The sequence below is a fragment of the Ectopseudomonas khazarica genome (assembly GCF_004521985.1).
Taxonomy (GTDB): Bacteria; Pseudomonadota; Gammaproteobacteria; order Pseudomonadales; family Pseudomonadaceae; genus Aquipseudomonas; species Aquipseudomonas khazarica.
Genome location: NZ_SBHZ01000001.1, coordinates 355,479 through 372,660 on the forward strand (window position 1 = coordinate 355,479; position 17,182 = coordinate 372,660).

The following is a 17,182-nucleotide window of genomic DNA, read 5'->3' on the forward strand; positions in this document are numbered from 1 at the left end:
CTCGGGCCGCAGGGGCCCGGCCCGGACTCCCGCGTCGTTCCGGAGTCCTCCCGGAGCGCGCGTGCGGGCCATCCCTGACACGCCGGAGCGCAGGCACTCTGCCGCAGTTGGCGAGCATGCGCCGCCCATCCAAGGTTGTGCGCGCAGGGTGACCTGGAGGTCAGCTTTGCGCGACAATGCGCGCCTGCCTGTGGAGCCCCCTATGTCCGAAGCCCTGACCCTCAATCACGATGACCTGCTCGACGCCAGTGGCCTGAACTGCCCCGAGCCGGTGATGATGCTGCACAACAAGGTGCGCGACCTGTCGCCGGGCGGCCTGCTCAAGGTGATCGCCACCGATCCCTCGACCCGGCGTGACATTCCCAAGTTCTGTGTGTTCCTGGGCCATGAGCTGCTCGGCCAGGCCGAGGAAGACGGCACCTACCTGTACTGGATCCGCAAGAAGACGGACTAGCCAGCCCAGGATTCGGCGTCGCGCCCAGCGCCTTTCCATCCCGTTTGCCCCGGCGCCAGGCCGCAGCTGTTCAGCACCTTCTGCCAGGCCTTGACGTGGCGCGCCGTGGCGGCGCGAAACGCCTGCCACAAACCGTCCTGTTCGCCAGCCAGTCGCTGCAGGTGCTCGCGGGTGGCCGCTGGAATGCCCTCGACGCGCTGCAGCTGCTGCAGCGCCGCCTGCCACTGCTGGCCGCGCTGGTCGACCTGGGCCAGATAAGGCTGCAGGCCGCCGGCGTAGAACTTGACGAAGATGTTCTGCAGGATGCGCCCGCGTGGCGTCGCCTGGCCCAGCGGGCACAGGGGGCGCGTGCGCTGGCGCTGCTCCAGCAGTTCACTGCCGGCGTCGAGAGTGTGGCGCAGGCTGGCCAGGCTGGTGATCAGCTGGCCGCCTTGCTCGCTGGCGTAGAGCGCAAAGAACAGCGGGTCCAGGGTGTCGCTGCCCGGCGGCAGCTGGCGGGGCAGGGCCGCGCCGACGCTGGCCAGGCGCTGCAGGGCGTCGAGGGCGGCGTTGTCTTCCTGGCTGCCGAGCGGCAATGCCTGGTCGGCGAAACGCAGGTAGTGCTCGAACTCCGGGCTGCCATTGAGTGCGTTCCAGAACACGGCGGGCAGTTGCCGGCGTTTCTCTGCGGCCAGGCGCTGCAGGGTGCCTTTCAGGCTGGCGCTGTCCGGCAGGTGCGGCAGGCAGTCGTCGATGGCGCGCAGCAGGTCGCCCTCGTAACCCAGGCGCTGGCTGGGCAGGAGCTGCTTGCCCAGGCTGCTGTTGCGCTGGCTGATGAGTTGCTGCAGGTGCGGGCAGCGCCGCGCATCGATCACCAGATCGAGCAGGCCGATGCGCAGTTCCGGCAGCTCCAGCAGGCGCTGGCGTCGCGCGGGCAGGCGATACTGGCTGAGCGTGCGCGTGTCGAAGGGCGCGAAGTCCGCGCCGTCGAGCGAGCGCTGCAGGCGCTCGAGGTAGTCGCGCTGCAGTGCCAGCCCGTCGTTGCCCGGTTGGCAGCCGGCCAGCAGCAGGAGGCCGAGGAACAGGACGAGTCGTGTCATGGGCTCAGTCTAGAGCCGATCCCCCGGCTATCCAATCGCCCTCGTTCAGACCGCGTGACGAATGCGCCTGCGTGCGCTGCGCGCCAGGCGAATGGCGAGCATCACCGCCGCGCAGGTCAGGCCGACCACCAGGCCCTGCCACAGGCCGCTGGGGCCGCTGGGTTCGCCGAGCCAGTCGGACAGCCCCAGGGCGTAGCCCACCGGCAGGCCGATGCCCCAGTAGGCGAAGAGCGTCAGCAGCATGGTGATGCGGGTGTCCTGATAACCACGCAGGGCGCCGGCAGCAGTGACCTGGATGGCATCGGAGAACTGGAACAGCGCGGAGTACACGATCAGCGTCGCCGCCACCGCGATCACTGCCTTGTCCGGGGTATAGATCTGCGCGATCTGCTCGCGCAGCAACAGCATCAGGCTGGCCGACAGGCAGGCGTAGCCCAGCGCGGCGCCCATGCTCACACCGGCCGCGAAGCGCGCCTCGCGCGGCTGCCCGCGTCCCAGTGCCTGACCGACGCGCACTGTGGAGGCCATGGCCAGCGAGTAGGGAATCATGAACACCATGGAGCTGAAGTTCAGGGCGATCTGGTGCCCGGCGACCACGGTCGCGCCGAGGCCGCCGATCAGCAGGGCGATCACCGCGAAGATGCTGGATTCGGCGAAGACGGCCACGCCAATCGGTACGCCGATGGCCAGCAGGCGGCGGATCACGGCCCATTGCGGCCACTCGAAATGAGCGAACAGCCCGCTGGCGCGGTAGTACGGCGCCCATTTCACCCAGACCAGCATGCCGATCAGCATGAAGCCCATCACCAGCGCCGTGGCCCAGCCGCAGCCGACACCGCCCATGGCCGGCAAACCGAACTTGCCGTAGATGAAGATGTAGTTGGCCGGAATGTTCAGCATCAGGCCGATGATGCCCAGCACCATGGTCGGTCGCGTGTGGCCCAGGCCGTCGCTGAAGCAGCGCAGCACATGGAACAGCGCGACCGCAGGAAAGCCACAGGCCACGGCCCGCAGATAGCCCATGGCCGGGGTGACCAGGGCCGGCTCGACATTCATGTGGCGCAGGATGAACTCGGCATTCCACAGCAGCGTCGCCGCGCTGCCGCCCACGGCCAGAGCCAGCCACAGGGCCTGGCGTACCAGCGGGCCGATGCTCGGTTCTTCGCCCGCGCCGAAACGCTGAGCGACCTTGGGTGTGGTCGCCAGGAGCACGCCGGTCATCAGCAGGAACACCGGTACCCAGATCGAGTTGCCCAGCGCTACGGCGGCCAGGTCCTGCGGGCTGACGCGCCCGGCCATCAGCGTATCGACGAAGCCCATGGCGGTGTGCGCCAGCTGGGCGATGATGATGGGGGTGGCCAGCAGGAGCAGGCTGCGCAGTTCCGTGCGCACGCGGCCAAGGCGGGTGTCGGTGGACATTTCGGTTCTTCGGGAAAGCAGGAAACCGCGTAGTCTACGCCTTGACGTGTCGGTCAGGAAAGCTCGGTGTGACGCACCGTCAAGCGGCCTGCGGGGCGACGCTGACGGCGATGCTGGCTTAGAATGGGCGCCTGCCTCGTGGAGCCCGCCATGCTGATAGTCGCTGACGAAAACATTCCCCTGCTCGATGAATTCTTTGCCGGTTTCGGCCGTATCCGCCGCCTGCCCGGACGTGCGATCAATGCGGCGGACGTGCGCGATGCCGACCTGCTGCTGGTGCGCTCGGTGACCCAGGTCGACCGCGCCCTGCTCGAAGGCAGCAAGGTCCGTTTCGTCGGCACCTGCACCATCGGCACCGATCATCTGGACCTCGACTACTTCGCCGAGGCGGACATCGCCTGGAGCAGTGCGCCGGGCTGCAATGCCCGTGGCGTGGTCGATTATGTGCTGGGCAGCATCCTCGCCCTGGCCGAGCGCGAGGGAGTCGACCCGGCCATGCGGGTCTACGGCGTGGTGGGCGCGGGGCAGGTCGGCGGGCGCCTGGTCGATGTGCTGCAGGCGCTGGGCTGGCAGGTGCTGGTCTGTGATCCACCGCGACAGGCTGCCGAGGGCGGCGCGTTCGTCGATCTGCAGCGGATCATCGAGGCGTGCGACGTGATCAGCCTGCATACGCCGCTGGACGCTTCGACACGCCACCTGTTCGATGCCCGGCGCCTGGCCGCATTGCAGCCTGGCACCTGGTTGATCAACGCCAGTCGCGGCGCGGTCGTGGACAACGCCGCCCTGCGCGAGCTGTTGCCGATGCGGCGCGATCTTCAGGCCGTGCTGGATGTGTGGGAGGGGGAGCCGCAGGTCGATGTCGAACTGGCCGCGCTGTGCCAGCTGGCGACGCCGCATATCGCCGGCTACAGCCTGGACGGCAAGCTGCGCGGTACGGCGCAGATCTATCAGGCCTGCTGCCGCGTTCTCGGCGTGGCCGAGCAGGTGAGCCTGGCCGATCTGCTGCCGCCGCCCTGGCTGGGTGAGCTGTGCGTCGATGCCAGCGCCGAGCCCGGCTGGCTGCTGACCAGCCTGTGCCGGGCGGTATACGACCCACGGCGCGACGACGCCGATTTTCGCCGCAGCCTCGTGGGCGAGGCCGCCACGCGCCGCGCGGCATTCGACCACCTGCGCAAGCACTACCCGATGCGCCGCGAGATCGACGGGCTGCGCGTACGCCTCCAGGGCGAAGCGCCGCAACTCGCCAGGCTGGTGCAGGCGCTGGGCGCAACCTTGGTGTAACGCTGCGGCCAGGCAATGAGGCGCTATCCATGCGCCTTATTTTTATGGGTATTAAATTGCATGCAATTTAGTTGCTCGCTATTTTGTTCGCCACTCTCATCCATTCAGGACGATTCCCATGAGCAATGCGCTTTTCGATATTCCGGTCACCACCATCAAGGGCGAGCAGAAAACCCTGGCGGACTTCGGCGGCAAGGCCGTGCTGGTGGTCAACACCGCCAGCAAGTGCGGCTTCACTCCTCAGTACAAGGGCCTGGAAAGCATCTGGCAGCAGTACAAGGACAAGGGCCTGGTGGTGCTTGGCTTCCCCTGCAACCAGTTCGGCAAGCAGGAGCCGGGTGACGAAGGGGCGATCTCCGAGTTCTGCGAGCTGAACTTCGGTGTCAGCTTCCCGCTGTTCAAGAAGGTCGACGTCAATGGCAGCGATGCGCATCCGCTGTTCGTGCAGTTGAAGAAGCGTGCGCCGGGCCTGCTCGGCAGCCAGGGCATCAAATGGAACTTCACCAAGTTCCTGATTGGTGAGGATGGCCAGGTGGTCAAGCGTTTCGCCCCGACCACCAAGCCGGAAGAGCTGGGCAGCGAGATCGAAGCGCTGTTGAAATGAGTGCATCCGATAGCGCGCAACTGCAGCTGGACAACCAGCTGTGTTTCAAGCTGTACGCGGCGTCACGCGCGGTCATTCGTGCCTACAAGCCGATGCTCGACGCGCTGGGCCTGACCTACCCGCAGTACCTGGTGATGCTGGTGCTGTGGCAATGGCAGGACGAGGCGCCGGTGCAGCCCACGCTCAAGGCGCTCGGCCAGCGCCTGCAGCTGGATTCGGGGACCCTCACGCCGCTGCTCAAGCGCCTGGAGCAGATGGGTCTGGTGCTGCGGCGGCGCTCGGTCAGCGACGAACGTGAGGTGCATCTGGCACTGAGCGAGGCGGGGCAGGGCTTGCGCGCGCAGGTCCCGCCATTGAAGGCGCAGCTGCTGTGCCAGTTCGCCGATCAGGAGCTGCTGGAGATGGAGGGGCTGCGGCGCAATCTGGACCAGTTGCTGGCCAGGCTCAACGGCTGACGCTCTCAGGCAGCCAGGTGTTGAGCATGTTGGCCAGCTCCTCGCGCTGGAAGGGCTTGGCCAGGTAATCGTTCATGCCGGCGGCGCGACAGCGTTCGCGCTCGTCGGACAGCGCATTGGCGGTCAGGGCCACGATCGGCAGTTCCGGCCAGCGACCGTTGCTGCGAATGCGCCGGCTGGCCTCGTAGCCATCCATCACCGGCATGTTGCAGTCCATCAGGACCAGGTCGACGGACTCCTGCTCCAGCACGTCCAGGGCCTCGGCGCCGTGGCCGGCGATCAGTACCTGGTAGCCGAGCTTGCTCAGCATGCCCTTGGCCACCATCTGGTTCACTGGGTTGTCCTCGACCAGCAGCACGCGGGCCGAACTCGAGCGGGTCGGCTTGGTCTGGGCGTCGGCATGCACGTCGCCGTCGTCGCTCTGCAGAATGTGCCGCAGCACCTGGATCAGGCCGCTGCGGGACAGCGGGCGGGCGATCTGCAGCAGGGGCATGAGACGCTGCGCCTGATCGTGCGGCAGGAAGTTGCCATAGGCCGTCACCAGCAGCACCGGTGTGCTGATGGCCGGGCGAATGCCGAGCAGGCACTCCGGGCAGTCGCTGATCAGCAGGTCGGCGTCGACACCGAGCAGGCTGGCATCGGTATCCAGGCGGCGGAAGCCCAGGCCCCAGGCGGGCAGCCACTGGCTGAGCATCTGCTGCAGGCCGCTGCTGGCGGCGGTCAGCGCGACGATGTTGCCTTGCAGCAGCGGCTGCGGGTTGGCCTGCGCATGCGTGGGCAGCGGCAGTTCGGCGCGGAACTCGCTGCCGAAGCCTTCCTTGGAGTCGAGGCTGAGCTGGCCATGCATGGCCTCGCAGAGACGTCGGGTCAGCGCCAGGCCGAGGCCGGTACCGCCATACTCGCGGGTGATGCCCACCTCGGCCTGGGCGAAAGGCTGGAAGATGCGCGCCTGGGCTTCCTCGGAGATGCCGATGCCGGTATCGCGCACGCGGATGCAGATCCCCTCGGGGCAGCGCGTCAGCGCCAGGTCGACGCGGCCGAAGCGGGTGAACTTCAAGGCATTGGACAGCAGGTTGCTGACGATCTGGCGCACCCGGGTCGGGTCACCCAGCACCTGCGCCGGCAGCGCGGGGTCGATCAGGCAGGTCAGCTCGACGGCACCTGCCGCGTTCTGCGACAGCAGGCTGGCGGTTTCTTCGGCCAGGGCGCCGATATCGAACGGGATGGACTCCAGTTCGAGTTGCCCGGCCTCGAACTTGGACAGGTCGAGGATATCGTTGAGCAGGTCGACCAGCACCTTGCCGGAGTCATGGGCGATGCCCAGCTGCTGGCGTTGTTCGGCACTGAGCGGGCCGTCCAGTGCCAGGGCGAGCATGCCCAGCAGGCCGTTGAGCGGCGTGCGAATCTCGTGGCTCATGTTGGCCAGGAAGGCCGAACGCGCCTGCGCCATGTTCAGCGCCGTGGTACGGGCGACCTCGAGTTCGCGGTTGGACTGGCTGAGGCGGGCATTGGTGGCCTTGAGTTCGGCCGTGCGCGCCGAAACGATGTTCTCCAGCTCGTTCAGGTACTGGGTCAGGCGGTCCTCGGCATTGCGCCGCTGCTCGATTTCCTGGGCGATGCTCGACAGCTGGCGGTTGGTGACCTCCACCAGAATGCCGATCTCATCGCGCTCGTGGCCTTCCGGGCAGGGCACCGGACGATGTTGCGGGTCCTGCGGGTTGCGCTCGCTGAGCGCGCGAATCACGCCGGTCAGCGGCTTGGTCAGCATGAAGTAGAACAGCACCAGCAGGATCAGCGACAGCAGCAGGCTGCGGGCGAAACCGGTCAGCAGGGTCAGCAGGGAGCGCCGCAGAAAGTGGCTGCCGAAGGCATAGGTGTCGACCTCCAGGCGCAGAATGCCCAGCGCCTCATGGGGCGCATGGGAGACGAAGAGCGGGTCCTGGAATTCGCGCTCGGCTCTGAACAGGCTGTCGCTGAATACCCTGTAGCGACTCTCGCTGCGCGGCCGGCTGACGCTGGCCAGCACCAGGCCGCTGTTGTCGATCAGCTCGGCGCGGGTAACCGCTGGCGAGCGCAACAGGCCGAGCACCAGCTCCTGGGCCAGTTCCGCGTCGATGTTGTAGGCGATGCGCGCTGCCGGGTTGTGGCTGATTTCCAGCAGGGCGCGAATCTCTCGGTTGATGGAGGCGTCTTCGCTGGCATAATCGATCGCCACCTGGGTGACGCTCAACAGCGTGCCGAGGATAAACGCCACCAGCACGGTCAGGCCGGCCTGTTTGAATGACAGGCGATTGGTGAGCGAAATATCCATGAATGTGTGCGTGTCTCTGATCCTTGGCGCATGCCAAGCATAGCTGATCGCGACGCTGTATCGGCAGAGCCTGCAACGTGCGGTTCTGCGCAAAAGGAGTAGTCGATCGTGGATTCCCGATTGCTGGACTTTCTGGCCCGCGCCGAGCAGGTGCTGGAACGCCTTGAACCCTTGCTGCCGGCGCTGCGTCCGCACGTGGACTGGAGCCACTGCGTGGCGGCGCGCTGGGTGCGTGATGGCCGCAGTGGTTTCCTGCAGCCGCTGGACGTGTGCCTGGACCTGTCGCTGAGCGATCTGCTGGGGGTGGATGTCCAGCGCGAGCAGCTGGCGCGCAACACCCGTCAGTTCGTCAGCGGCCTGCCGGCCAACCACGCACTGCTGTGGGGGGCGCGGGGTACGGGCAAGTCATCGCTGGTGCGCGCCCTGCTCGCCGAGCACGCTGCGGCAGGCCTGCGCCTGATCGAGATCGAACGCGACCACCTGGCCGATCTGCCACGGGTGGTGGAGCTGCTGGCGGGGCTGTCGCAGCGTTTCGTGCTGTTCTGTGACGACCTCTCGTTCGAGGCGGGCGAGGGCGACTACCGGGTGCTCAAGAGCGTGCTCGACGGCTCGCTGGAGCAGGCGCCGGACAATGTATTGCTGTACGCCACCTCCAACCGCCGCCATCTGGTGCCCGAGCGGCAGAGCGACAACGAGAACTGGAAGATGGTCGATGGCGAGCTGCACCCCAGCGAGGCCGTCGAGGACAAGATCGCGCTGTCCGACCGCTTCGGTCTGTGGCTGTCGTTCTATCCCTTCAGCCAGGAGCACTTCCTGATCGTCGTGCGTCATTGGGTCGAGGTACAGGCGCGCCAGGTCGGCCTGCGCTGGAACTGGGACGAGGCGCTGGAAAAGGCCGCCATTCGCTGGGCGCTGGGGCGCGGTAACCGCAACGGCCGTTGCGCTTATCAGTTCGCCCGTCACTGGGTCGGCCTGCAACTGCTGGAGCAACAGGCATGATCGATCTGTCGCAAACCGGCTCCGGACTCGATGGCTACCGCTTGCTGAGCGCACAGCTGGAGGCGCTGCTCAGCGGCGAGCGGGATTTCATCGCCAATGCCGCGCAGTTCTCCGCCTTCCTCTTCCATGAACTGGCGGACCTGAACTGGGCGGGTTTCTACCTGGTCAAGGACGGCGAACTGGTGCTCGGGCCGTTCCAGGGCAAGGTTGCCTGCGTGCGCATCCCCTTCGGCCGTGGCGTCTGTGGCGCCGCTGCTGCCAGCCGGCAGACGCAGCGCATCGAAGACGTGCATGCCTTCGCCGGGCATATCGCCTGCGACAGCGCCTCGAACAGCGAGCTGGTCGTGCCGCTGGTGAAGGATGCCCGACTGATCGGGGTGCTGGACCTGGACAGCCCGTCGCTCGGGCGTTTCAGCGAGGCCGATCAGGCCGGGGTCGAGGCGCTGGCGGCGATCTTCCTGGCAGCCAGCGACTGCTGAGCCGTGACGGGGCACCAGCGGCCGCGCACCGGCGCGGCTGCGTGCCCACGACCGGCGCGCCTTGCGCAACGGCTCAGGACAAGCGCTGCTCAAGTCATTAAACTCGCCCGGTTCTCGCCATTCCGGATTCCGCACCATGCAGCACCCCGCCGAACACTCTCCGCTGGGCAAGTCCAGCCAGTACATCGCCGAATACAGCCCCGAACTGCTGTTTCCCATTTCGCGCACGACCAAGTGGGCCGAGCTGGGCCTGGATGGCGCCAACCTGCCGTATCAGGGCGTGGATTACTGGAACTGCTATGAGCTTTCCTGGCTGCTGCCGTCCGGCAAGCCGGTGGTGGCCATCGCCGAATTCGCCATCCCGGCCGATTCGCCGAACATCATCGAGTCGAAGTCGTTCAAGCTCTATCTCAACTCGCTGAACCAGACGATGTTCGCCAGTTGGGACGAGGTGCAGGCGACCCTGGCCAGTGATCTGTCTGCGGTGGCCGGCAAGCCGGTGGCCGTGCGTCTGCGTTCGCTGGCGGAAGTGGCGGAGGAGGGCGTGGCGACGTTGCCGGGCCAGTGCATCGACGACCTGGAAATCAGCGTCAGCCAGTACGATCACCCGCAGCCGGAGCTGCTGCGTTGTGACGCCGGACGGGTGGAGGAGGCGTGCCTGCACAGCCACCTGCTCAAATCCAACTGCCCGGTCACCGGTCAGCCGGACTGGGGCAGCCTGGTGGTGCACTACCAGGGCGCGGCGCTGGACCCTGCCAGCCTGTTGGCCTATCTGGTGAGCTTCCGTCAGCACGCCGACTTCCACGAACAGTGCGTGGAGCGCATCTTCCTCGACCTGCAGCGCCTGCTGAACCCGCAGTCGCTGACCGTGTATGCGCGCTACGTACGCCGTGGAGGGCTGGACATCAATCCCTACCGCAGCACGGACGCGATCACTAGCGAGAACGGTCGTCTCGCGCGTCAGTGATGCCATGAAAAATGCCGCCATCGGGCGGCATTTTCTGCTGGAGGCGCCGGTGTCATCCGGCGCTGGCTTGTTCAGATGCCCATGTTGGCCAGGCTTTGCATGATGTTGCGCAGAGTGCCGGCGAGCGTGGGGTGGCTGGCCTCGAAACGCTCCACTGCCAGGTTGACGCCATCGACCAGCGTCGCATCCGGTGCAGCCGCGGCCTCGCGCGCCAGTTGCACCTCGATTTCCTGGGTCAGCAGGTAAAGCGATGCCCGTTCTTCCTCACTGAGCGGCGTGTCCTGGGCCAGGTGTTGCTGTAGGGCTTCCAGTTGCTGCTGCAGGTCGCTTGCTGGCATAGAGTTCTCCTTGTCGAATCGGCATAGGCATTGACCCCAGGCCATGCTGGAAGTTTTCCGCCTGTACCTGAAGGGTACTCCAAGCGTGGCGCTTTTGCCTGACCCGGATCAACCGCTCAGGGTCTTTCGCCCTTGCTGCGGCGCATGCCGATGTCGTCCAGGCTGGCGGCGATTTCGCCCAGGTGATCGACCACCGAATGAGCGCCCAGGCGATAGAGCTGCAGCGTGGCTTCGGCACGCAGGCGCTCCTGCTGGTTGCCGGCCAGCGCCTGCCAGTCGGCCGGGGCATGCCCGCACAAGGGGCCGCAGGCGGCCAGGCCGATGGTCCAGCAACCGGCGTTCAGCCCGGCCTGCAGCAGCAGCGGGTTGCCGCTGACCAGGATGCAGCCGTCCAGGCGCTCGACCCCCAGCTGAGTCAGCGCTTGCCAGCAGCTGTCGGGGGCCGGCCAGGCTCTGGCCTGCTGCGGCAGGGCTGCCAGCACCGAGTCCGGCAGCGCCTCGGCCAGGCGCAGGCTGGCATCGCTCGGCAGCCTGTCGAGCCAGGCGCAAGGCACGCCACCGTCGGCCAGGTCATTGAGCAGGCGTTCGGCGCCTGGCGCCAGTTCGGCGTGTTCTCCGGCCACCTCGCTGAGCGTCTCCCGCAGGGCCTGCAGCTGCGCTGGCGTCGCGGGGCGCCCCAGTGAAGCCTCCAGTGCCTGCTGAGGGGTGTCGACAGGCGTCGTTGTGCTGCATTCGGGGTAGAGCCGTTGCAGGGCGACGGGCAGCGTGCGCGCGCCGAAGTCGACCAGGCAGCCGGATAGCTCGAAGAGGAGGGCGGTCGGGGAGGAGGGCATGGCAGCGTCCGTGACAGTGGCCCCGCTCAATCTACTGGCGCTGGATGACCAAAAGATGACCGTCAGGTGACGGCGAACAGCGCACGCACGTGTTCTGGCAGGGCAACGGAACGGCCGCTGGCGTGATCGACCCACACCAGCTTGCAGTAACCTTCGCCGTACAGCGTCTCGGGATCGTCCAGCGTGCTCAGGCGATGCTCGACTACCAGGCTGCTGCGACCAGCCTTGCCGGCGCGCAGCTCGACGATCACGGTCGCCGGGTGGACCACGGGTTTCAGGTAGGTGTGCTGGGTCTGCAGCACGACCGGGCCCTGGGGCACGTTGCTCATGGGCACGCCCGCCAGTTCGAGCCAGGCGACGCGGGCTTCCTCCAGGTATTGCATGTAGATGATGTTGTTGACGTGTCCGTAGCTGTCCATGTCGCCCCAGCGTACGGGGATGTGGGCGGTATGCAGCAGTGTCTTATCGGTCATGGCAATTGTTCGCTATGCTGCCCAATCCGGGCTCCTGGCTTTATACTACGCGGCCTTCGGGCCGCTGGCGGTGGCCACGTTATTTTCCTCAAGGAGAGAATTCAATGCATGTGACCGGTACTCGCTGGATCGCGCGCCTCGGCAGTCTGGTCGCGCTCGTCGGCCTGAGCTGCTTGCCTGTGCTGAGTCAGGCGGCGTCGGAGGATGACCCCTGGGAGGGTTTCAACCGCGCCATGTTCAGCTTCAACGACACGCTCGACACCTACGCGCTGAAGCCGGTCGCACAGGGCTACCAGGCCGTGACGCCGCAGTTCCTCGAAGACGGCGTGCACAATGTCTTCGGCAATATCGGCGATGTCGGCAACCTGGCCAACAACCTGCTGCAGGGCAAGTTCCACGATGCCGGCGTCGATACCGGTCGTCTGCTGTTCAACACCACCTTCGGTCTGCTGGGCTTCTTCGATGTGGCCAAGCACATGGGGCTGCAGAAGAACGACGAAGACTTCGGCCAGACCCTCGGCGCCTGGGGTGTGGGGAGCGGGCCCTACCTGGTGATCCCGTTCCTCGGCCCGAGCACCGTGCGTGATGCCACCGGCCGCGTACCGGACAGCTTCCTGACGCCCTATCCGTACATGGACCACGTGCCGACCCGCAACGTGACCCGTGGCGTGGAAGTCATCGACACCCGTGCCAGCCTGCTGCAGGCCGAGCGCCTGGTCAGCGGCGACAAGTACATCTTCATCCGCAACGCCTACCTGCAGAGCCGCGAGTTCAAGGTCAAGGACGGTGAGGTCGAGGACGACTTCTGAGCACCTTGGCGGATGCAAAAAAGGCGGCCCAGGGCCGCCTTTTTCGTAAGGGCAGATTTCAGCTCATGGAGAGGATGGCCAGCCCGAGCGACTGACGGCCATCCTCGAGTTCACTGATGCGCACCACCTCGGCCTGGGCATCGAGGCCCGCCAGCTCGTTGTGTTCGGAGGGGATGTGGACCTTGACCTTGTCGCCCATGCTCAAGGTGACTTCGGCCTCGATTTGCATGCCGGTACTGGAGAGATCCAGGCACATTGCCGGGATTTCCCGGCCAGCATGATGGAGGATGACTGGAGCTTCCAATCGCATGCGGATGTAGTCGCGTTTCTCGCTGTACGCTCGATCGTTCTGACTCATGGACCCTGTCCTCTTCTTATGAGCTCTCCCGCGGCTCTTATAACCCCCGCCGATTTGACCTGTAAAGCCGCCGAACGACGACCGGTCCCGGCTTGAATCGCTGGACAGATGGGAGTACCGTCTGCCCCTTGAAATCGCCCTGGCGCCACCGATGCGGCGCCGCGCTACGGGCAGTGACCAAAAATTGCCCTGGCGCAGTTTGCCTGGATACCCCATGCACAAAACCAGTGCCACTCTGCTGATCATCGACGACGACGACGTCGTGCGTGCAAGCCTCGCGGCCTATCTCGAAGACAGCGGCTTCAAGGTGTTGCAGGCCAATAACGGTTTGCAGGGGCTGGAAGTCTTTCAGCAGGAACACCCCGACCTGATGATCTGTGACCTGCGCATGCCGCAGGTCGACGGACTCGAGCTGATTCGCCGAATCAATGCGCTGGGCATCGAAGTGCCGGTCATCGTGGTGTCCGGGGCCGGCGTGATGAACGATGCCGTCGAGGCCCTGCGCCTGGGCGCGGCCGATTACCTGATCAAGCCCCTGGAAGACCTGGCCGTGCTCGAGCACTCGGTAAACCGAGCGCTCGACCGCTATCGCCTGCGCCAGGAAAACCAGCGCTACCGCGACAAGCTCGAAGCGGCCAACCGCGAACTGCAGGCCAGCCTGCACCTGCTGCAGGAAGACCAGAACGCCGGGCGCCAGGTGCAGATGAACATGCTGCCGGTGACGCCCTGGCAGGTGGATGACCTGACCTTCGCGCACCAGATCATTCCGTCGCTGTACCTCTCCGGTGACTTCGTCGACTACTTCCGTATCGACGAACGGCGCATCGCCTTCTATCTGGCGGACGTCTCCGGGCACGGCGCGTCCTCCGCGTTCGTCACCGTGCTGCTCAAGTTCATGACCACGCGCCTGCTCTACGAGTGGCGTCGCGGCGGCGGGCTGCCGGAGTTCAAGCCCTCGGACGTGCTCGGCCACATCAACCGTGGGCTGATCAACTGCAAGCTGGGCAAGCACGTGACCATGCTTGGCGGGGTGATCGACCAGGACAGCGGTACGCTGACCTACAGCGTCGGTGGCCACCTACCGCTGCCCGTGCTGTTCGAGAACGGCCAGGCCCGCTATCTGGAAGGGCGTGGTCTGCCGGTCGGCCTGTTCGAAGAGGCCGAATACAACGACCTGGTCATGGCGCTACCCGAGTCGTTCAGCCTGACCCTGTTGTCCGATGGCATCCTCGACCTGTTGCCGGGGGATACCCTGAAAGACAAGGAACTGGTGCTGCCACAACTGCTTAGCCAGGCTGGCGGTACCCTGAGTGGTTTGCGTCAAGTTCTCGGTCTGGCCAATCTGGGCGAGATGCCGGATGATATCGCCTTGCTGGTGTTGAGCAGGAACCTTGCATGAATCCTGGGATGAGCCCCGGTCGCATCCAATTCGCCGAGCAGGACGGTACCTTCGTCCTGAAGTTCGTCGGTGAAGTCCGGCTGACATTGTGTTCAGCGCTGGATGCCACGATTGAAAAGATTTTTACCGCACTGAATTTTTCGGCCATCGTCATCGACCTGACCGAAACCCGCAGTATCGATAGCACCACACTCGGTTTGCTGGCGAAATTGTCCATTCTGTCCCGGCAGAAGGTTGGCCTGTTGCCCACCGTCGTGACCACGCACGACGATATCACCCGCCTGCTGGAGTCCATGGGCTTCGATCAGGTGTTCAATATCGTCAACCGGCCGATCCCTTGCCCGGAGTGCCTGGACGACCTGCCTTCGCAGGATCAGTCCGAGGAAGTGGTCAAGGCCAAGGTGCTGGAAGCGCACCGTATCCTGATGGGGCTCAACGATTCCAATCGCGAGGCCTTTCACGATCTGGTCAGCGCGCTCGAACGGCACTGACCTCGGGCGTATTCGAAAGGGGGCGTCAGCGTGGCTGACGCCCCCTTTTTTCATTCAGGCCGTGGCGGTCAGCAGCGCCTCGAGCTTTTCCTGGTCGCGGGCGAACAGACGAATGCCCTCGGCCAGTTTCTCGGTGGCCATCGCATCTTCGTTCAGCGCCCAGCGGAAGCCGCTCTGATCGAGACACTGGCGCGGTTCGCCCGCTGCCCCTGGCGCCAGCTGGCGGCTCAGCTGGCCGTCGTCCTCGGCCAGTTTCTGCAGCAGCTCGGGGCTGATGGTCAGACGGTCGCAGCCAGCCAGTGCTTCGATCTGGCCGAGGTTGCGGAAGCTCGCGCCCATCACCACCGTGTCATAGCTATTGTGCTTGTAGTAGTCGTAGATGCGGGTGACCGACTGCACGCCCGGGTCTTCACTGCCGACGAAGTCGCGGCCTTCGGCCTTCTTGTACCAGTCGTAGATGCGCCCTACGAACGGCGAGATGAGAAACACACCGGCATCGGCGCAGGCCTGGGCCTGGGCGAAGGCGAACAGCAGGGTCAGGTTGGTCTGTACGCCCGCTTTCTCCAGGCGTTCGGCCGCGCGAATGCCTTCCCAGGTCGAAGCGATCTTGATCAGCACGCGTTCGCGGCCGATCCCCGCTTTTTCGTAGAGACCGATCAGGCGTTCGGCACGCTGCAGGGTGGCCTCGGTGTCGAATGACAGGCGTGCGTCGACCTCGGTCGAGATACGCCCTGGGATGACCTTGAGAATCTCCTGACCGACCGCGACGGCAAAGTGATCGCAGGCCAGGCCCAGGTCCCCCTTGCCCGCGTCGACGGCCTGGCGCAGGAGGTCGGCATAGCGGGGCAAGGCCGCGGCCTTGAGCAGCAGCGACGGGTTGGTGGTGGCGTCCACCGGTTGCAGGCGAGCGATGGCGTCGAGGTCGCCGGTGTCGGCGACTACGGTGGTGAACTGCTTGAGTTGTTCCAGCTTGGAGGTCATGACGTGGCCTTGTCGTTGCGGATGGCATGACCTTACCCGAGGCGCTCCGGGCGCTCAACGGTCGGGTCACTGACAAAATTTACCTGCATGGGATGCGCTTTTTGCTCGCTCGTTCGTCTTTATCTATACAGGCGTGGTAGAACGCCCCTGAGTCGGTGGAGTCCGACTTGTAACGAGCAGCCAAGGAACCCGAATTATGTCGACCCAGACCCAGACCTCTCGTTCACTCGAAGCTGTGCCGGACACGCGCCAGTGTCGTGAATGGCTACAGGCGGTCGGGCTGCGCTTCAGCATGCCCCGGCTCAAGGTGGTGGAGGCGCTGTGCGTGGCGGATGAGGAGCAGGGCGTATCCGCCCGCGAGCTGCATCAGCAGCTGTGTGACGCCGGCGAGCCGCTGTCCCTGGTCAGCGTGCGCCAGGTCCTGCGGCGCATGGAAGACAACGGCATGGTCCGGGCGACAGGGCGCAGCCGCTATCGCCTGGTGACGCCGGCTCAGTGTCCGCGCAGCAGTTCGGCTGCCTGATCGAGCAGGCCCAGCGGGTCCTGGACCTTGTTCAGGTCAGTCGACAGCAACTGGCGGAAGCGGCGTGCGCCAGGAAAGCCCTGGGCCAGGCCGAGTACGTGACGGCTGATGTGGTGCAGGGTGCCGCCGTCGCGCAGGTGTTGCTCCACGTAGGGACGCATGGCGAGCAGGGCGTCCAGGCGCGTGATGCCATTGCCTGGCGCGCCGAACAGGCGCTGGTCGACCTGCGCCAGCAGGAAGGGGTTGTGATAGGCCTCGCGGCCGAGCATCACGCCGTCGAACGTCTGCAGGTGCTGCTCGCATTCCTCCAGGGTCTTGATGCCGCCATTGAGGACGATCTCGAGGTCGGGGAAGTCCTGCTTGAGCTGGGCGGCGATGTCGTAGCGCAGCGGCGGAATCTCGCGGTTCTCCTTGGGCGACAGGCCTTCGAGGATGGCGATGCGCGCGTGCACGGTGAAGCTGCGGCAGCCGGCATCACGCACCTGGCCGACGAAGTCGCATAGCTCGGCATAGCTGTCGCGACCATTGATGCCGATGCGGTGCTTCACCGTCACCGGGATGCTCACGGCATCCTGCATGGCCTTCACGCAGTCCGCCACCAGCGCCGGGTGGCCCATCAGGCAGGCGCCGATCATGTTGTTCTGCACCCGGTCGCTGGGGCAGCCGACGTTCAGGTTCACCTCGTCATAGCCGTGTTCTTCGGCCATCTTCGCGCAGGTCGCCAGGTCCTGCGGGTTGCTGCCGCCCAGTTGCAGGGCCAGTGGGTGTTCGCACTCGTTGTAGCGCAGGAAGCGCTCGCGATCACCGTGGATCAGCGCACCTGTCGTGACCATCTCGGTGTAGAGCAGGGCATGGCGCGACAGCTGGCGCAGGAAGAAGCGGCAGTGGCGGTCCGTCCAGTCCATCATCGGTGCCACGGAGAAGCGGCG

General features: G+C 65.7%; 20 protein-coding genes. 11 read left to right on the forward strand and 9 right to left on the reverse strand.

What is annotated here, in order from left to right; all coding sequences use genetic code 11:
- The first annotated feature begins 202 nt into the window (after positions 1-202).
- The gene (gene tusA / locus EPK82_RS01550) at positions 203-454 is read left to right on the forward strand and encodes a sulfurtransferase TusA (RefSeq protein WP_037050659.1); all 252 of its coding nucleotides are present in this window, start codon (positions 203-205) and stop codon (positions 452-454) included.
- Here the strand turns inward: tusA and EPK82_RS01555 are convergent.
- Positions 451-1,533: a DUF3080 domain-containing protein gene (locus EPK82_RS01555; protein WP_134675574.1), complete on the reverse strand. Its 1,083-nt coding sequence runs from the start codon at positions 1,531-1,533 to the stop codon at positions 451-453. The two genes, tusA and EPK82_RS01555, sit on opposite strands and share 4 nt — an antisense overlap.
- A gap of 45 nt (positions 1,534-1,578) precedes the next feature.
- Positions 1,579-2,952: an MATE family efflux transporter gene (locus tag EPK82_RS01560; RefSeq protein ID WP_134675575.1), complete on the reverse strand. Its 1,374-nt coding sequence runs from the start codon at positions 2,950-2,952 to the stop codon at positions 1,579-1,581.
- Positions 2,953-3,102: 150 nt separating this feature from the next.
- On the opposite strand from EPK82_RS01560, the gene pdxB reads away from it, so the two are divergent.
- From pdxB to EPK82_RS01575, 3 genes are all read left to right on the forward strand, one after another.
- On the forward strand, positions 3,103-4,233 hold the full coding sequence (gene pdxB / locus EPK82_RS01565; RefSeq protein ID WP_134675576.1) for a 4-phosphoerythronate dehydrogenase PdxB: 1,131 nt from the start codon (positions 3,103-3,105) through the stop codon (positions 4,231-4,233).
- Positions 4,234-4,351: 118 nt separating this feature from the next.
- The gene (locus EPK82_RS01570; RefSeq protein ID WP_134675577.1) at positions 4,352-4,837 is read left to right on the forward strand and encodes a glutathione peroxidase; all 486 of its coding nucleotides are present in this window, start codon (positions 4,352-4,354) and stop codon (positions 4,835-4,837) included.
- On the forward strand, positions 4,834-5,292 hold the full coding sequence (locus EPK82_RS01575) for a MarR family winged helix-turn-helix transcriptional regulator (protein WP_134675578.1): 459 nt from the start codon (positions 4,834-4,836) through the stop codon (positions 5,290-5,292). The genes EPK82_RS01570 and EPK82_RS01575 overlap by 4 nt, the downstream gene beginning before the upstream one ends.
- Here the strand turns inward: EPK82_RS01575 and EPK82_RS01580 are convergent.
- Complete coding sequence (locus EPK82_RS01580) at positions 5,282-7,603, reverse strand: response regulator (protein WP_134675579.1); 2,322 nt, start codon at positions 7,601-7,603, stop codon at positions 5,282-5,284. The two genes, EPK82_RS01575 and EPK82_RS01580, sit on opposite strands and share 11 nt — an antisense overlap.
- Before the next feature lie 108 nt (positions 7,604-7,711).
- On the opposite strand from EPK82_RS01580, the gene EPK82_RS01585 reads away from it, so the two are divergent.
- From EPK82_RS01585 to queF, 3 genes are all read left to right on the forward strand, one after another.
- The gene (locus EPK82_RS01585; RefSeq protein ID WP_134675580.1) at positions 7,712-8,602 is read left to right on the forward strand and encodes an ATP-binding protein; all 891 of its coding nucleotides are present in this window, start codon (positions 7,712-7,714) and stop codon (positions 8,600-8,602) included.
- Entirely contained in the window at positions 8,599-9,081 is a 483-nt protein-coding gene (locus EPK82_RS01590; RefSeq protein ID WP_134675581.1) for a GAF domain-containing protein, read from the forward strand. Before EPK82_RS01585 ends, EPK82_RS01590 begins: the two co-directional genes overlap by 4 nt.
- Positions 9,082-9,217: 136 nt before the next feature.
- On the forward strand, positions 9,218-10,048 hold the full coding sequence (queF, locus tag EPK82_RS01595) for an NADPH-dependent 7-cyano-7-deazaguanine reductase QueF (protein WP_134675582.1): 831 nt from the start codon (positions 9,218-9,220) through the stop codon (positions 10,046-10,048).
- Between the two features lie 71 nt (positions 10,049-10,119).
- On the opposite strand, the gene EPK82_RS01600 is transcribed toward queF, so the two are convergent.
- The 3 genes from EPK82_RS01600 to EPK82_RS01610 form a co-directional block, all read right to left on the reverse strand.
- Complete coding sequence (locus EPK82_RS01600; protein WP_037050680.1) at positions 10,120-10,386, reverse strand: DUF4404 family protein; 267 nt, start codon at positions 10,384-10,386, stop codon at positions 10,120-10,122.
- Between the two features lie 116 nt (positions 10,387-10,502).
- Positions 10,503-11,219, reverse strand: coding sequence for a phosphatase (locus tag EPK82_RS01605; RefSeq protein WP_037050681.1), 717 nt, complete (start codon positions 11,217-11,219; stop codon positions 10,503-10,505).
- Positions 11,220-11,281: 62 nt separating this feature from the next.
- Positions 11,282-11,692: an acyl-CoA thioesterase gene (locus tag EPK82_RS01610; RefSeq protein WP_037050683.1), complete on the reverse strand. Its 411-nt coding sequence runs from the start codon at positions 11,690-11,692 to the stop codon at positions 11,282-11,284.
- A 104-nt stretch (positions 11,693-11,796) separates the two neighbouring features.
- Here EPK82_RS01610 and EPK82_RS01615 point away from each other — a divergent pair, with 104 nt between their 5' ends.
- Positions 11,797-12,501: an MlaA family lipoprotein gene (locus EPK82_RS01615; protein WP_037050686.1), complete on the forward strand. Its 705-nt coding sequence runs from the start codon at positions 11,797-11,799 to the stop codon at positions 12,499-12,501.
- A gap of 58 nt (positions 12,502-12,559) precedes the next feature.
- Here EPK82_RS01615 and EPK82_RS01620 read toward each other — a convergent pair whose 3' ends face one another.
- Positions 12,560-12,859 (reverse strand): PilZ domain-containing protein, encoded by a 300-nt coding sequence (locus EPK82_RS01620; RefSeq protein WP_134675583.1) that lies wholly within the window; start codon positions 12,857-12,859, stop codon positions 12,560-12,562.
- 214 nt (positions 12,860-13,073) lie between these two features.
- On the opposite strand from EPK82_RS01620, the gene rssB reads away from it, so the two are divergent.
- Positions 13,074-14,258 (forward strand): two-component system response regulator RssB, encoded by a 1,185-nt coding sequence (gene rssB / locus EPK82_RS01625; RefSeq protein ID WP_037050690.1) that lies wholly within the window; start codon positions 13,074-13,076, stop codon positions 14,256-14,258.
- A gap of 8 nt (positions 14,259-14,266) precedes the next feature.
- Positions 14,267-14,749: an anti-sigma factor antagonist RssC gene (gene rssC / locus EPK82_RS01630; protein ID WP_037050692.1), complete on the forward strand. Its 483-nt coding sequence runs from the start codon at positions 14,267-14,269 to the stop codon at positions 14,747-14,749.
- 54 nt (positions 14,750-14,803) lie between these two features.
- On the opposite strand, the gene tal is transcribed toward rssC, so the two are convergent.
- Complete coding sequence (gene tal, locus EPK82_RS01635) at positions 14,804-15,730, reverse strand: transaldolase (RefSeq protein WP_134675584.1); 927 nt, start codon at positions 15,728-15,730, stop codon at positions 14,804-14,806.
- 196 nt (positions 15,731-15,926) lie between these two features.
- Here tal and EPK82_RS01640 point away from each other — a divergent pair, with 196 nt between their 5' ends.
- Positions 15,927-16,253 (forward strand): transcriptional repressor, encoded by a 327-nt coding sequence (locus EPK82_RS01640; RefSeq protein WP_037050700.1) that lies wholly within the window; start codon positions 15,927-15,929, stop codon positions 16,251-16,253.
- Here the strand turns inward: EPK82_RS01640 and dusA are convergent.
- A complete protein-coding gene (gene dusA / locus EPK82_RS01645; RefSeq protein WP_037050733.1) occupies positions 16,223-17,161 on the reverse strand; it encodes a tRNA dihydrouridine(20/20a) synthase DusA in 939 nt (312 codons plus the stop codon). The two genes, EPK82_RS01640 and dusA, sit on opposite strands and share 31 nt — an antisense overlap.
- Between the last annotated feature and the right edge of the window lie 21 nt (positions 17,162-17,182).

Bases quoted from the DNA above. Each gene is read 5' to 3' on its own strand.
- EPK82_RS01610 (WP_037050683.1), bottom strand. From the start codon at position 11,692: ATGACCGATAAGACACTGCTGCATACCGCCCACATCCCCGTACGCTGG.
- EPK82_RS01590 (WP_134675581.1), top strand. From the start codon at position 8,599: ATGATCGATCTGTCGCAAACCGGCTCCGGACTCGATGGCTACCGCTTG.
- pdxB (WP_134675576.1), top strand. From the start codon at position 3,103: ATGCTGATAGTCGCTGACGAAAACATTCCCCTGCTCGATGAATTCTTT.
- EPK82_RS01640 (WP_037050700.1), top strand. From the start codon at position 15,927: ATGTCGACCCAGACCCAGACCTCTCGTTCACTCGAAGCTGTGCCGGAC.
- EPK82_RS01570 (WP_134675577.1), top strand. From the start codon at position 4,352: ATGAGCAATGCGCTTTTCGATATTCCGGTCACCACCATCAAGGGCGAG.
- tal (WP_134675584.1), bottom strand. From the start codon at position 15,730: ATGACCTCCAAGCTGGAACAACTCAAGCAGTTCACCACCGTAGTCGCC.
- dusA (WP_037050733.1), bottom strand. From the start codon at position 17,161: ATGATGGACTGGACGGACCGCCACTGCCGCTTCTTCCTGCGCCAGCTG.
- EPK82_RS01555 (WP_134675574.1), bottom strand. From the start codon at position 1,533: ATGACACGACTCGTCCTGTTCCTCGGCCTCCTGCTGCTGGCCGGCTGC.
- EPK82_RS01560 (WP_134675575.1), bottom strand. From the start codon at position 2,952: ATGTCCACCGACACCCGCCTTGGCCGCGTGCGCACGGAACTGCGCAGC.
- EPK82_RS01600 (WP_037050680.1), bottom strand. From the start codon at position 10,386: ATGCCAGCAAGCGACCTGCAGCAGCAACTGGAAGCCCTACAGCAACAC.
- tusA (WP_037050659.1), top strand. From the start codon at position 203: ATGTCCGAAGCCCTGACCCTCAATCACGATGACCTGCTCGACGCCAGT.
- EPK82_RS01575 (WP_134675578.1), top strand. From the start codon at position 4,834: ATGAGTGCATCCGATAGCGCGCAACTGCAGCTGGACAACCAGCTGTGT.
- EPK82_RS01620 (WP_134675583.1), bottom strand. From the start codon at position 12,859: ATGAGTCAGAACGATCGAGCGTACAGCGAGAAACGCGACTACATCCGC.
- EPK82_RS01615 (WP_037050686.1), top strand. From the start codon at position 11,797: ATGCATGTGACCGGTACTCGCTGGATCGCGCGCCTCGGCAGTCTGGTC.
- queF (WP_134675582.1), top strand. From the start codon at position 9,218: ATGCAGCACCCCGCCGAACACTCTCCGCTGGGCAAGTCCAGCCAGTAC.
- rssC (WP_037050692.1), top strand. From the start codon at position 14,267: ATGAGCCCCGGTCGCATCCAATTCGCCGAGCAGGACGGTACCTTCGTC.
- EPK82_RS01580 (WP_134675579.1), bottom strand. From the start codon at position 7,603: ATGGATATTTCGCTCACCAATCGCCTGTCATTCAAACAGGCCGGCCTG.
- rssB (WP_037050690.1), top strand. From the start codon at position 13,074: ATGCACAAAACCAGTGCCACTCTGCTGATCATCGACGACGACGACGTC.
- EPK82_RS01605 (WP_037050681.1), bottom strand. From the start codon at position 11,219: ATGCCCTCCTCCCCGACCGCCCTCCTCTTCGAGCTATCCGGCTGCCTG.